The following is a 14374-nucleotide window of genomic DNA, read 5'->3' on the forward strand; positions in this document are numbered from 1 at the left end:
TGAAGGCGGCCGTCATACTCCGTTCTTCAAAGGCTACCGTCCGCAGTTCTACTTCCGTACAACTGACGTAACGGGCACCATCGAACTGCCGGAAGGCGTAGAAATGGTCATGCCGGGCGACAACATCAAGATGGTTGTAAACCTGATTGCTCCGATCGCAATGGACGATGGTCTGCGTTTCGCTATCCGTGAAGGTGGCCGTACCGTAGGCGCTGGTGTGGTTGCTAAAGTTATCGCTTAATTGCTGATAAGAATTGACGCAACACGCGATAAAAGGGCATCATTTGATGCCCTTTTTCTACGCTGTCAGGGTAGAACCTATCTCATCAGCGATTGTGAAGTATAATCATTGGTGAGATGGGCTCTGTATAAACGGCGTAATCCCGAATCTCTCCTTTAAAGGCAGTATTCGGTCTGGTTTGCCCTTCATGCTGGGCAAAAATTATTTGTCTGAATCATTGTGACAGGTTGGTTTATGAGTGCGAATACCGAAGCTCAGGGTAGTGGACGTGGGCTTGAGATGCTGAAATGGCTAATCGTCGCTGTTTTACTGGTCGCGGCGGTTGTCGGTAATTATTATTACCGTGAGTTGAGCCTGCCTCTGCGAGCATTGGCTGTTGTTATCCTGATCGCTGTTGCGGGTGGCATAGCGTTATTGACGACGAAAGGTAAAGCGACCGTTCTGTTTGCGCGTGAAGCTCGTACTGAAGTTCGAAAAGTCATATGGCCGACTCGTCAGGAAACGCTACATACTACGCTGATCGTTGCTGCGGTAACTGCCGTCATGTCACTGATTTTGTGGGGACTGGATGGTATTCTGGTCCGTTTAGTATCGTTTATTACTGGCCTGAGGTTTTAAGATGTCTGAAGCTCCAAAGAAACGTTGGTACGTCGTTCAGGCGTTTTCTGGCTTTGAAGGTCGCGTCGCTCAGTCGCTGCGTGAACACATTAAACTTCACAACATGGAAGATCTGTTCGGTGAAGTGATGGTCCCTACTGAAGAGGTAGTGGAAATTCGTGGCGGACAGCGTCGCAAAAGCGAGCGCAAATTCTTTCCAGGCTATGTGCTGGTGCAGATGGTGATGGAAGATGCTAGCTGGCACTTGGTTCGCAGCGTCCCACGCGTAATGGGCTTCATCGGCGGTACTTCTGACCGTCCGGCGCCGATTAGCGATAAAGAAGTCGATGCCATCATGAACCGCTTGCAGCAGGTTGGCGACAAGCCGCGTCCGAAAACCCTGTTTGAGCCGGGTGAAATGGTCCGCGTCAACGATGGCCCATTCGCTGACTTCAACGGCGTTGTTGAAGAAGTGGATTACGAGAAGAGTCGCCTGAAAGTTTCTGTCTCTATCTTCGGCCGCGCTACCCCGGTAGAACTGGATTTTGGTCAGGTAGAGAAAGGCTGATTTGAGCATTTACCACTAAGAATTTCTGCTTGTATATGGCGCGAAAATAGACTACTATCTCGCGCCTTTATTTTATGCGTTTATTGACGTGTAAAACGTTTTTATCACTGCGGGGAGCTTCGCTAAACGAAGCGCTATCACCCATTCGAGGAAAGTTAAATGGCCAAGAAAGTACAAGCCTACGTCAAGCTGCAGGTTGCAGCCGGTATGGCTAACCCGAGCCCTCCGGTTGGTCCGGCTCTGGGTCAGCAGGGTGTTAACATCATGGAATTCTGTAAGGCGTTCAATGCTAAGACTGACAGCATTGAAAAAGGTCTGCCGATCCCGGTTGTTATTACCGTTTACTCTGACCGTTCCTTCACCTTCGTTACCAAAACTCCGCCGGCAGCCGTTCTGCTGAAAAAAGCGGCTGGTATCAAGTCTGGTTCTGGCAAGCCGAACAAAGACAAAGTCGGTAAAGTAACTCGTGCTCAGGTACGTGAAATCGCAGAAACCAAAGCTGCGGACATGACTGGTTCTGACGTGGAAGCGATGACTCGCTCCATTGAAGGTACTGCTCGTTCCATGGGCCTGGTAGTGGAGGACTAAGAAATGGCTAAGCTGACCAAGCGCATGCGCGTGATCCGTGACAAAGTTGATGCAACTAAACAGTACGACATCAACGAAGCCGTTGCCCTGCTCAAAGAGCTGGCCACTGCGAAATTCGTAGAAAGCGTTGACGTTGCCGTAAATCTGGGCATCGATGCACGTAAATCTGACCAGAACGTACGTGGCGCTACCGTGCTGCCGCACGGTACTGGCCGCAGCGTACGCGTTGCTGTATTTACTCAGGGCGCAAACGCTGAAGCGGCTAAAGCTGCTGGCGCAGACCTGGTAGGTATGGATGACCTGGCTGACCAGATCAAGAAAGGCGAAATGAACTTCGACGTTGTTATTGCTTCTCCGGATGCAATGCGCGTAGTTGGTCAACTCGGCCAGATCCTGGGGCCGCGTGGCCTGATGCCGAACCCGAAAGTGGGTACTGTAACGCCTAACGTTGCTGAAGCAGTTAAGAATGCTAAAGCAGGTCAGATTCGTTACCGTAACGACAAAAACGGCATCATCCATACCACTATCGGTAAGGTTGATTTCGACGCTGACAAACTGAAAGAAAACCTGGAGTCTCTGCTGGTTGCGCTGAAAAAAGCCAAACCGTCTCAGGCCAAAGGCGTGTACATCAAGAAAGTTAGCCTGTCCACCACCATGGGTGCTGGCTTAGCTGTCGATCAGAGCGGTTTGAACGCCGTAGCTAACTGATAGCTTTTGTTCCTCTTTACTGCGGCGCTGGATTTCCTTATAATCCCACGCCGCATTGTTCCACTTGTGGGACTGAAGAAGAATTTTCGGTTGGAGCCTGGCCTGATCCAGGCCTCCGTCCAAGACCGCAGGTGTTTCGAAAGAGGCTTAATCTTCCTGCGTAGACGGTGACAGAGCCTGAAGAAAAGTTTGACTTGTCTTTACTGGATTCTGCTCACCGTGTGTTAACGCCTGTTGGTCGTTTTGGCTACAGGTGAAGTGAGTTCCGGAGATTTCTCCGGCCAAATCCAGGAGCAAAAGCTAATGGCATTAAATCTTCAAGACAAACAAGCGATTGTTGCTGAAGTCAGCGAAGTAGCCAAAGGCGCGCAGTCTGCGGTTGTTGCGGATTCTCGTGGCGTTACCGTAGATAAAATGACTGAACTGCGTAAAGCAGGTCGTGAAGCTGGCGTATACATGCGTGTTGTTCGTAACACGCTGCTGCGTCGCTCAGTTGAAGGTACTGAGTTTGAGTGCCTGAAAGACACGTTTATCGGTCCGACCCTGATTGCATACTCAATGGAACACCCGGGCGCTGCTGCTCGTCTGTTCAAAGAGTTCGCGAAAGCGAATGCAAATTTTGAGGTCAAAGCTGCAGCCTTTAACGGCGAGTTGATTCCGGCGGCTCAAATTGACCGTCTGGCAACTCTGCCGACTTACGAAGAAGCACTGGCACGTCTGATGTCGACCATGAAAGAAGCCGCTGCCGGCAAACTGGTTCGCACACTGGCTGCCGTACGCGATCAGAAAGAAGCGGCTTAATCGCCCCTTTTTACTGGCATCGTGTTTGCTAACGTATAAACTATTTCTGATTCTTAGGAACAATTGTTATGTCTATCACTAAAGATCAAATTCTGGAAGCAGTAGCAGCTATGTCTGTAATGGACGTTGTTGAGCTGGTTTCCGCAATGGAAGAAAAATTCGGTGTTTCTGCTGCTGCCGCTGTAGCTGTTGCTGCTGCTGGCCCGGCTGAAGCTGCTGAAGAAAAAACTGAGTTCGACGTTGTTCTGTCTGCTGTTGGCGGCAACAAAGTTGCAGTTATTAAAGCAGTTCGTAGCGCGACTGGCCTGGGTCTGAAAGAAGCTAAAGACCTGGTAGAATCTGCTCCGGCAGTTCTGAAAGAAGCCATCAGCAAAGACGACGCTGAAGCTCTGAAGAAAGCCCTGGAAGAAGCTGGTGCTTCTGTTGAAGTTAAATAAATTTAACTTACAGGTTGCAGCCTGATTTATCAGGCTGATGGCTGGTGGCTTTTTAGTCACCAGCCTTTTTGCGCTGTAGGGAATCAATGGTGTTTCACACTGTTTGACCATTGATTAACCCACAATATTTTTTTCTATCGACGACTTAATATACTGCGCCTCAGCTGCTTTGACCGCTGAACTCGACTGCAGCGAAATGGTTTAAGAGTGATAGAAACAAGTATTGCGAAAAGTGTTCCACTTTTCGATCGATATAAACGGTGTTGCATGAACTGTCCTTTATTTTTAGGACGGACAGAGAGGTTCTACTTTTCAGCGAGCTGAGGAACCCTATGGTTTACTCCTATACCGAGAAAAAACGTATTCGTAAGGACTTTGGTAAGCGTCCGCAAGTTCTGGACGTGCCTTATCTCCTTTCTATCCAGCTTGACTCGTTCCAGAAATTCATCGAGCAAGATCCGGAAGGTCAGTACGGTCTGGAAGCAGCATTCCGTTCTGTATTTCCTATCAAAAGCTACAGCGGTAATTCCGAGCTGCAGTATGTGAGCTATCGCCTCGGCGAGCCGGTATTTGACGTTAAAGAATGTCAGATCCGTGGCGTCACATTCTCTGCGCCGTTACGCGTTAAGCTGCGTCTGGTGATCTACGAGCGTGAAGCGCCAGAAGGCACCGTTAAAGATATCAAAGAACAAGAAGTGTACATGGGTGAAATTCCGCTCATGACCGACAACGGTACCTTCGTGATCAACGGCACTGAGCGCGTTATCGTTTCTCAGCTGCACCGTAGCCCGGGCGTATTCTTTGACAGCGACAAGGGTAAAACCCACTCATCAGGTAAGGTGTTGTATAACGCACGCATCATTCCTTACCGTGGTTCCTGGCTGGATTTCGAATTCGATCCGAAAGATAACCTGTTTGTCCGTATCGACCGTCGTCGTAAATTGCCTGCGACGATTATCCTACGCGCATTGAACTTCTCTACCGAAGACATTTTGGGCCTGTTCTTTGACAAAATCGTCTATGAAATTAACGGCAACAAGCTGTTGATGGAATTGGTTCCGGAGCGACTGCGTGGTGACACGGCTTCCTTCGATATTGAAGCCAACGGCAAGGTGTACGTCGAGAAAGGTCGTCGTATTACTGCTCGTCACATCCGTCAGCTGGAAAAAGACGGCATCGAAAGCATTGAAGTTCCGGTGGAATACATCGCCGGTAAAGTGCTGGCGAAAGACTACGTTGACGAAAGCACTGGCGAAGTGCTCGCGAATGCGAACATGGAGCTGTCGCTGGATCTACTGGCCAAACTGAGCCAGTCCGGTCACAAGCAAATCGAAACGCTGTTCACCAACGATCTGGACCACGGTCCTTATATCTCTGAGACCGTACGCGTCGACCCAACCCACGACCGCTTGAGCGCGTTGGTTGAGATCTACCGTATGATGCGTCCGGGTGAGCCGCCGACACGAGAAGCAGCAGAAACGCTTTTTGAAAATCTGTTTTTCTCCGAAGATCGTTATGATTTGTCCGCAGTTGGTCGAATGAAGTTCAACCGCTCTTTGCTGCGTGAGGAAATCGAAGGTTCCGGTATCCTGAGCAAAGAAGACATTATTGATGTGATGAAGAAACTCATCGACATCCGTAATGGTAAAGGCGAAGTGGATGATATCGACCACTTGGGCAACCGTCGTATCCGTTCCGTCGGTGAGATGGCTGAAAACCAGTTCCGTGTTGGTTTGGTCCGCGTCGAACGTGCTGTTAAAGAGCGTCTGTCTTTGGGCGATCTCGACACGCTGATGCCGCAGGACATGATCAACGCCAAGCCGATTTCGGCAGCGGTGAAAGAGTTCTTTGGTTCCAGCCAGCTGTCCCAGTTTATGGACCAGAACAACCCGCTGTCTGAGATCACGCATAAACGTCGTATTTCCGCATTGGGCCCTGGCGGTCTGACCCGTGAACGCGCCGGCTTTGAAGTTCGAGACGTACACCCGACTCACTACGGTCGCGTATGTCCTATCGAAACGCCGGAAGGTCCGAACATCGGTCTGATCAACTCCTTGTCCGTTTATGCGCAGACCAACGAATACGGTTTCCTGGAAACCCCTTATCGTCTGGTTCGCGACGGCGTTGTGACTGATGAGATTCATTACCTGTCTGCGATTGAAGAAGGCAACTTCGTCATCGCTCAGGCGAACACCAATCTGGACGAAGAAGGCCACTTCATCGATGAGCTGGTGACCTGCCGTAACAAAGGCGAGTCCAGCTTGTTCAGCCGCGATCAGGTTGAATACATGGACGTTTCCACCCAGCAGGTGGTTTCCGTCGGTGCTTCCTTGATCCCGTTCCTGGAACACGATGATGCTAACCGCGCCTTGATGGGTGCGAACATGCAACGTCAGGCCGTTCCTACTCTGCGCGCTGACAAGCCGCTGGTAGGTACCGGTATGGAACGCGCGGTGGCAGTAGACTCCGGTGTTACCGCAGTAGCGAAACGCGGCGGTACGGTTCAGTACGTTGATGCGTCACGTATTGTCATTAACGTTAACCCTGATGAAATGTATCCGGGCGAAGCGGGCATCGACATCTACAACCTGACCAAATATACCCGTTCCAACCAGAACACCTGCATCAGCCAGATGCCGTGTGTGTCTCTGGGTGAACCGATTGAGCGCGGCGACGTGCTGGCCGATGGTCCGTCCACCGATCTGGGTGAACTGGCACTGGGTCAGAACATGCGCGTAGCGTTCATGCCGTGGAACGGCTACAACTTCGAAGACTCCATCTTGGTCTCCGAACGCGTGGTGCAGGAAGATCGCTTCACCACTATCCATATCCAGGAACTGGCTTGCGTATCTCGTGATACCAAACTGGGGCCTGAAGAAATCACCGCTGATATCCCGAATGTGGGTGAAGCCGCGCTCTCCAAACTGGATGAGTCCGGCATCGTTTATATCGGTGCGGAAGTAACCGGTGGCGATATCCTGGTCGGTAAAGTGACGCCGAAAGGCGAAACTCAGCTGACTCCGGAAGAGAAACTGCTGCGCGCTATCTTCGGTGAGAAAGCGTCTGACGTTAAAGACTCTTCTCTGCGCGTGCCTAACAGCGTTTCCGGTACGGTTATCGACGTTCAGGTCTTCACCCGTGACGGCGTAGAAAAAGACAAACGTGCTCTGGAAATTGAAGAGATGCAGCTGAAGCAGGCCAAAAAAGACCTGACCGAAGAACTGCAGATCCTCGAAGCTGGTCTGTTTGCCCGTATTCACGACGTGCTGGTTAGCGGTGGCGTTGAAGCCGCGAAGCTGGATCAGTTGCCGCGTGAGCGCTGGTTGGAACTGGGTCTGACTGATGAAGAAAAACAGAATCAGTTGGAACAGCTGGCCGAGCAGTACGACGAGCTGAAACACGAGTTTGAGAAGAAACTCGAAGCCAAACGTCGCAAAATCACCCAGGGTGATGATCTGGCGCCGGGCGTGCTGAAAATCGTCAAGGTGTACCTGGCCGTGAAACGTCAGATCCAGCCTGGTGATAAAATGGCGGGTCGTCACGGTAACAAGGGTGTTATCTCCAAGATCAACCCGATCGAAGATATGCCTTACGATGAAAACGGTACGCCGGTAGACATCGTGCTGAACCCGCTGGGCGTACCATCACGTATGAACATCGGTCAGATTCTGGAAACCCATCTGGGTATGGCTGCGAAAGGTATTGGTGACAAGATCAACACCATGCTGAAACAGCGCGAAGAAGCAGACAAGCTGCGTGAATTCATCCAGAAAGCATACGACCTGGGTAACGACGTACGTCAGAAAGTGGATTTGAACACGTTCTCCGATGAAGAAGTGCTGCGCCTGGCAGAAAACCTGAAGAAGGGTATGCCAATCGCGACTCCGGTCTTTGACGGTGCTAAAGAGAGCGAAATCAAAGCGCTGCTGCAGCTGGGCGATCTGCCGACTTCCGGTCAGATTACGCTGTTTGACGGCCGTACCGGCGAGCAATTTGAACGTCCGGTCACCGTGGGCTATATGTACATGCTGAAGCTGAACCACTTGGTTGATGACAAGATGCATGCACGTTCTACCGGTTCCTACAGCCTGGTTACTCAGCAGCCGCTGGGTGGTAAGGCGCAGTTCGGTGGTCAGCGTTTCGGTGAGATGGAAGTATGGGCGCTGGAAGCTTACGGTGCAGCTTATACCCTGCAGGAAATGTTGACGGTGAAATCCGATGACGTGAACGGCCGTACCAAGATGTATAAAAACATCGTGGATGGCGATCACCGGATGGAACCAGGCATGCCGGAATCCTTCAACGTACTGTTGAAAGAAATCCGCTCGCTGGGTATCAACATCGAGTTGGAAGAAAAGTAATACCAGCCCGATTGCGTTGCTGACATTCGTTACAGGGGCACCTGAGTTTGACTCAGGTGCCTTACAGGTCTAACTCCGACAGGAGCCAATCCGTGAAAGACTTATTAAAGTTTCTGAAAGCGCAAACTAAGACCGAAGAGTTTGATGCGATCAAAATTGCTCTGGCATCGCCAGACATGATCCGTTCGTGGTCTTTTGGTGAAGTTAAAAAGCCGGAAACCATTAACTACCGTACGTTCAAACCAGAACGTGACGGTCTGTTCTGCGCCCGTATCTTCGGGCCGGTAAAAGATTACGAGTGCCTGTGCGGTAAGTACAAACGCCTGAAGCACCGTGGTGTTATCTGTGAGAAGTGTGGCGTTGAAGTGACCCAGACCAAAGTACGCCGTGAGCGTATGGGCCACATCGAGCTGGCTTCTCCGACTGCGCATATCTGGTTCCTGAAATCGCTGCCTTCCCGCATCGGTTTGCTGCTGGATATGCCGCTGCGTGACATCGAACGCGTCCTGTACTTCGAATCCTATGTGGTTATCGAAGGCGGCATGACCAACCTTGAAAAGCGTCAGATCCTGACTGAAGAGCAGTATCTGGATGCGCTGGAAGAGTTTGGTGACGAATTCGACGCCAAGATGGGCGCCGAAGCGGTTCAGGCCCTGTTGAAAAACATGGATCTGGAGCAGGAGTGCGAACAGCTGCGCGAAGAGCTGAACGAAACTAACTCCGAAACCAAACGTAAAAAGCTGACCAAGCGCATCAAGCTGCTGGAAGCGTTCGTGCAGTCCGGTAACAAGCCGGAGTGGATGATCCTGACTGTGCTGCCTGTTCTGCCGCCGGACCTGCGTCCGCTGGTGCCGCTGGATGGCGGTCGTTTCGCTACGTCGGATCTGAACGATCTGTACCGTCGCGTGATCAACCGTAACAACCGTTTGAAACGCCTGCTGGATCTGGCTGCGCCGGACATCATCGTGCGCAACGAAAAACGTATGCTGCAGGAAGCGGTGGATGCGCTGCTGGATAACGGCCGTCGTGGTCGAGCCATCACCGGTTCCAACAAGCGTCCGCTGAAATCTTTGGCCGATATGATCAAAGGTAAGCAGGGTCGTTTCCGTCAGAACCTGCTGGGTAAACGTGTCGACTACTCCGGTCGTTCCGTTATCACCGTAGGTCCGTACCTGCGTCTGCATCAGTGCGGTCTGCCGAAGAAAATGGCGCTGGAACTGTTCAAACCGTTCATTTACGGCAAGCTGGAACTGCGTGGCCTGGCCACAACGATCAAAGCTGCCAAGAAAATGGTTGAGCGCGAAGAAGCGGTTGTATGGGACATCCTGGATGAAGTGATCCGCGAACACCCGGTGCTGCTGAACCGTGCGCCTACCCTGCACCGTCTGGGTATTCAGGCCTTTGAACCGGTGCTGATCGAAGGTAAAGCTATCCAGCTGCACCCGCTGGTTTGTGCCGCGTACAACGCCGACTTCGATGGTGACCAGATGGCTGTTCACGTACCGCTGACGCTGGAAGCCCAGCTGGAAGCGCGTGCGCTGATGATGTCTACCAACAACATCCTGTCTCCGGCGAACGGCGAGCCTATCATCGTTCCGTCTCAGGACGTTGTATTGGGTCTCTACTACATGACCCGCGACTGTGTTAACGCCAAAGGCGAAGGCATGGTCCTGACTGGACCGAAAGAAGCTGAACGCGTCTATCGTGCCGGTCTGGCTTCTCTGCATGCGCGCGTAAAAGTGCGTATCACGCAAGAGATCAAGAATATTGAAGGCGAAACCACGCATCAGACCAGCATCATCGATACGACCATCGGTCGTGCGATTTTGTGGATGATCGTGCCGAAAGGTCTGCCGTTCTCGATCGTTAACCAGCCTCTGGGCAAAAAAGCGATCTCCAAAATGCTGAACACTTGTTACCGCATTTTGGGCCTGAAGCCGACCGTTATCTTTGCTGACCAGATCATGTACACCGGTTTTGCTTACGCAGCGCGCTCTGGTGCGTCCGTAGGTATCGACGACATGGTTATCCCGGCGAAGAAAGCCGAAATCATCGAAGAAGCCGAAACCGAAGTCGCCGAGATCCAGGAGCAGTTCCAATCAGGTTTGGTTACGGCGGGCGAACGCTACAACAAAGTTATCGATATCTGGGCTGCGGCGAACGAACGTGTTGCCAAGGCGATGATGGAAAACCTGTCTGTTGAAGACGTGGTTAACCGCGATGGCGTTGTTGAGCAGCAGGTGTCCTTCAACAGCATCTTTATGATGGCTGACTCCGGTGCGCGTGGTTCCGCGGCGCAGATTCGTCAGCTGGCGGGTATGCGTGGTCTGATGGCGAAGCCGGATGGCTCCATCATCGAAACGCCAATCACCGCGAACTTCCGTGAAGGTCTGAACGTACTCCAGTACTTCATCTCAACCCACGGTGCTCGTAAAGGTCTGGCGGATACCGCACTGAAAACCGCAAACTCCGGTTATCTGACCCGTCGTTTGGTCGACGTGGCGCAGGACCTGGTCGTGACGGAAGACGATTGCGGAACGCACGAAGGCATCATGATGACCCCGGTTATCGAAGGTGGCGACGTTAAAGAACCGCTGCGTGAGCGTGTTCTGGGTCGTGTGACGGCTGAAGACGTTATCAAACCGGGTACGGCTGATATTCTGGTTCCGCGTAACACGCTGTTGAACGAACAGTGGTGTGACCTGCTGGAAGAAAACTCCGTCGACTCGCTGAAAGTCCGCTCTGTCGTAAGCTGTGAAACCGACTTTGGCGTGTGCGCCAAATGTTACGGTCGCGACTTGGCTCGTGGTCACATCATCAACAAGGGTGAAGCCATCGGGGTTATCGCGGCACAGTCCATCGGTGAACCGGGTACCCAGCTGACCATGCGTACCTTCCACATCGGTGGTGCGGCATCTCGTGCGGCAGCGGAATCCAGTATCCAGGTGAAAAACAAGGGTACGCTGAAACTGAGCAACGCCAAGTACGTTACGAACAGCGCAGGCAAGCTGGTGATTACTTCACGTAACACCGAGCTGACGCTGATCGACGAATTTGGTCGTACTAAAGAAAGCTATAAAGTGCCTTACGGTGCCGTGATGGCGAAAGGCGACGGCGAAGCCGTTGCTGGTGGCGATACAGTCGCGAACTGGGATCCGCACACCATGCCGGTAATCACGGAAGTGAGCGGTAACATCCGCTTCACCGACATGATCGACGGCCAGACCATTACGCGTCAGACCGATGAACTGACCGGTCTGTCCTCCATCGTGGTTCTGGATAGTGCAGAACGTACCGGTGGTGGTAAAGAACTGCGTCCGGCGCTGAAAATCGTCGATGACAACGGCGACGACGTTCTGATCCCAGGCACCGACATGCCGGCTCAGTACTTCCTGCCGGGTAAAGCGATTGTCCAGCTTGAAGACGGCGTGAAAATCGGCTCTGGTGACACCTTGGCTCGTATTCCGCAGGAATCCGGCGGTACCAAGGATATCACCGGTGGTCTGCCGCGCGTTGCTGACTTGTTCGAAGCCCGTCGTCCGAAAGAGCCGGCAATCCTGGCTGAAATCAGCGGTATTATTTCCTTCGGTAAAGAAACCAAAGGGAAGCGCCGTCTGGTGATCACGCCGGTTGACGGTAGCGATCCGTACGAAGAGATGATTCCGAAGTGGCGTCAGCTCAACGTGTTCGAAGGTGAACGTGTTGAACGTGGTGACGTGATCTCCGATGGTCCTGAGTCTCCGCACGACATTCTGCGTCTGCGTGGTGTGCATGCGGTTACGCGTTACATCACCAACGAAGTGCAGGAAGTTTACCGCCTGCAGGGCGTTAAGATTAACGATAAGCACATCGAAGTTATCGTTCGTCAGATGCTGCGTAAAGGCACCATCGAAAGCGCGGGCAGCACTGAGTTCCTGGAAGGTGAGCAGGCTGAAGTGTCTCGCGTCAAGATCGCCAACCGTCAGTTGGAAGCCGACGGCAAGCTGCCGGCAACCTACAGCCGCGACCTGCTGGGTATCACGAAAGCGTCTCTGGCGACCGAGTCCTTCATCTCTGCGGCCTCGTTCCAGGAAACGACTCGCGTACTGACCGAAGCCGCAGTGGCTGGTAAGCGTGATGAACTGCGCGGTCTGAAAGAGAACGTGATCGTGGGTCGTCTGATCCCGGCTGGTACCGGTTATGCATACCATCAGGATCGTATGCGTCGCCGCCAGGCGGGTGAACCCGTCGCCGTACCTCAGGTCAGCGCGGATGAAGCTTCCGCTAACCTGGCTGAGCTGCTGAACGCCGGTTTCGGCAACAGTGACGACAAGTAACGTCGACGCTGTGTGATAAAAAACCGCTCCCCGGAGCGGTTTTTTTATGCATAAAAAGCGAGTGATGAAAGTTATAAAACAGGGCAATAAGAGAAACATTATGCTGAAAGCAAGTGTGGTTGCAGCAAGTCTGGCGGTGTTGTCCGCCGTACCGGTTTCTGCTGCCGGCGTGTCGTTCGCGACGCCGGTGCAAAAAATCTTCACCAACTGGCAGGTGACGTGCAACAACCTAAACGACTGCGACGTGCGTAATATCGATGAAAACCTGCGGATTACGCTCACGCGGCAGGCTGGGGCGACCGGCGTGACATCATTAACAATAGTGCCTTTTTCTCAGGAAGCCCACCCCACATTGTGGCTAGATGAAGACCCGGCCGAAGGATTGAGTTTAACGCCTTCGCTTAACGACGACGATGCGATTGTCGCCACGGAAAATGTGCCGGCGATACAACATTTTTTGCAGCAGGCTAAAGAGGCGCAGACGCTTTCCGTTGGTGACAATCCGCAACAGGGCAGCTCTCTGCGGGGATTAAACGCGGCGCTTCTGCTGGTGGATGAACGCCAGGGACGGATTGGCACTCAGGGCGCGTTACTGCAGCGGGGGAGTAAAACGGCCTCCGACGTTCCGGCGAGGTTGAGTCAACCCGGACTGCCGCCCGCGTTGACAAACGTGCCTGCGGTAAGCAACCCGCAAACGTTGGTCGATGCCGTCATTAAAGCGCAGCATGCGCTGCTGATGAGAGAGACTTGCGACGTCAACGAGCAGGATAAAGAGATGAATCAGGTTCACCCACTGGATGATCGCCATGCGCTGATCATGATCAACTGTGGCATGGGCGCTTATCAATCATCGAGCCTGGTGTTTATTACGCCGCGCGACAATCCGTCGGCCGCGCGTCAACTGGTACTGCCGTTGCCGCTGCCGGATGAAAGCGGACATCCGCAGCAGGTGGATTGGTTTACTAACGCCGACTATGATCCTCAGACTGGCGACCTGTTCCATTTGGCGAAAGGTCGTGGGTTTGCCGACTGCGGTGAACGCGCTCAGTGGCGCTACGACGGTAAACAGTTTCAATTAGTGACTTATCATAGTCAGACGGGATGTCATGGGGGTTGGCCTGGCGAATGGCCGTCGCTATGGGAAACGCCGGGATATGACGAAGACAATCAGCGGTAAAGGCGGGAAGGGCCGCCGCCGGCAAGGACAGACCGGCAGCGGCATAGGAGGCGCAGGCGTGTGGATTCAAAGTCAGCCTGCGGCCGACGAGTGTGCCGGCATGGGCACTCTAACGTTGCTCGGTTTTTCCCGCGAGCGCCGCTGCAACGATGTGTAAACCGTCGCGTAAAAAAATTTGCGACAGCACTTACCTTTCATTTTTCTTGTGAGCATCATTCCGGTACTGAAGCCAACCGTCTTTGCCGAATGTCTCGGGTTGGTAGCACTGGTCAATATCCGCACGCGACAGGCCGATATCTTTGAGGCGTTCGTCGCTCATCGCATACAGTAACGCGCGCGTTCTGTTGAGCAGACGTCGTTCTTGCCAACTCTCATAAACGCTGATGAAAAGCGCGCGCAGCGTGGATCTCTGCGAATGTTGATGATGTTGTGTCATTTTTCATTCCCTCCCCCGATGGTGTGGCACCATCATGAAAGGGCGACCGAAAACAATACAGATGCACAAACGCAGTTTATTGACCATACAGAAGAGGGTTGTATGACTCTGAATGGGAGTTTTTATGTCAATCTGTACTGGTTA

Annotated in this window: 12 protein-coding genes; 11 read left to right on the forward strand and 1 reads right to left on the reverse strand. The window is 52.6% G+C overall.

The window, feature by feature from the left end; translation table 11 throughout:
• From AU511_RS13270 to AU511_RS17300, 11 genes are all read left to right on the forward strand, one after another.
• Positions 1–241 (forward strand): EF-Tu C-terminal domain-related protein (locus tag AU511_RS13270; RefSeq protein ID WP_094109975.1); only part of this gene is annotated, 241 nt, incomplete at its 5' end.
• A 234-nt stretch (positions 242–475) separates the two neighbouring features.
• Complete coding sequence (gene secE / locus AU511_RS13275) at positions 476–859, forward strand: preprotein translocase subunit SecE (RefSeq protein WP_026744200.1); 384 nt, start codon at positions 476–478, stop codon at positions 857–859.
• A 1-nt stretch (position 860) separates the two neighbouring features.
• Entirely contained in the window at positions 861–1406 is a 546-nt protein-coding gene (gene nusG / locus AU511_RS13280) for a transcription termination/antitermination protein NusG (RefSeq protein WP_026740925.1), read from the forward strand.
• Positions 1407–1565: 159 nt separating this feature from the next.
• Positions 1566–1994, forward strand: coding sequence for a 50S ribosomal protein L11 (rplK, locus tag AU511_RS13285; RefSeq protein WP_004929911.1), 429 nt, complete (start codon positions 1566–1568; stop codon positions 1992–1994).
• Between the two features lie 3 nt (positions 1995–1997).
• Positions 1998–2702, forward strand: coding sequence for a 50S ribosomal protein L1 (gene rplA / locus AU511_RS13290; RefSeq protein WP_026740924.1), 705 nt, complete (start codon positions 1998–2000; stop codon positions 2700–2702).
• A 303-nt stretch (positions 2703–3005) separates the two neighbouring features.
• Positions 3006–3503, forward strand: coding sequence for a 50S ribosomal protein L10 (gene rplJ, locus AU511_RS13295; RefSeq protein WP_094101789.1), 498 nt, complete (start codon positions 3006–3008; stop codon positions 3501–3503).
• 68 nt (positions 3504–3571) lie between these two features.
• On the forward strand, positions 3572–3940 hold the full coding sequence (rplL, locus tag AU511_RS13300; protein ID WP_026740922.1) for a 50S ribosomal protein L7/L12: 369 nt from the start codon (positions 3572–3574) through the stop codon (positions 3938–3940).
• Positions 3941–4272: 332 nt separating this feature from the next.
• Positions 4273–8301, forward strand: a complete 4029-nt coding sequence (rpoB, locus tag AU511_RS13305; protein ID WP_094109976.1) for a DNA-directed RNA polymerase subunit beta — start codon at positions 4273–4275, stop codon at positions 8299–8301.
• 92 nt (positions 8302–8393) lie between these two features.
• Entirely contained in the window at positions 8394–12617 is a 4224-nt protein-coding gene (gene rpoC, locus AU511_RS13310; protein ID WP_094101790.1) for a DNA-directed RNA polymerase subunit beta', read from the forward strand.
• Between the two features lie 100 nt (positions 12618–12717).
• A complete protein-coding gene (locus AU511_RS13315) occupies positions 12718–13794 on the forward strand; it encodes a DUF1176 domain-containing protein (RefSeq protein ID WP_167372042.1) in 1077 nt (358 codons plus the stop codon).
• Positions 13772–13951 carry a hypothetical protein gene (locus AU511_RS17300; RefSeq protein WP_139823933.1) on the forward strand — a complete coding sequence of 60 codons (180 nt, stop codon included), beginning with the start codon at positions 13772–13774 and terminating at the stop codon, positions 13949–13951. Before AU511_RS13315 ends, AU511_RS17300 begins: the two co-directional genes overlap by 23 nt.
• Before the next feature lie 30 nt (positions 13952–13981).
• Here AU511_RS17300 and AU511_RS13320 read toward each other — a convergent pair whose 3' ends face one another.
• The gene (locus AU511_RS13320) at positions 13982–14230 is read right to left on the reverse strand and encodes a DUF1127 domain-containing protein (protein WP_094109978.1); all 249 of its coding nucleotides are present in this window, start codon (positions 14228–14230) and stop codon (positions 13982–13984) included.
• Positions 14231–14374 lie beyond the last annotated feature (144 nt).

Origin of the sequence: Lonsdalea iberica (assembly GCF_002111585.1) — a bacterium.
In the GTDB taxonomy this organism is placed as follows: Bacteria; Pseudomonadota; Gammaproteobacteria; order Enterobacterales; family Enterobacteriaceae; genus Lonsdalea; species Lonsdalea iberica.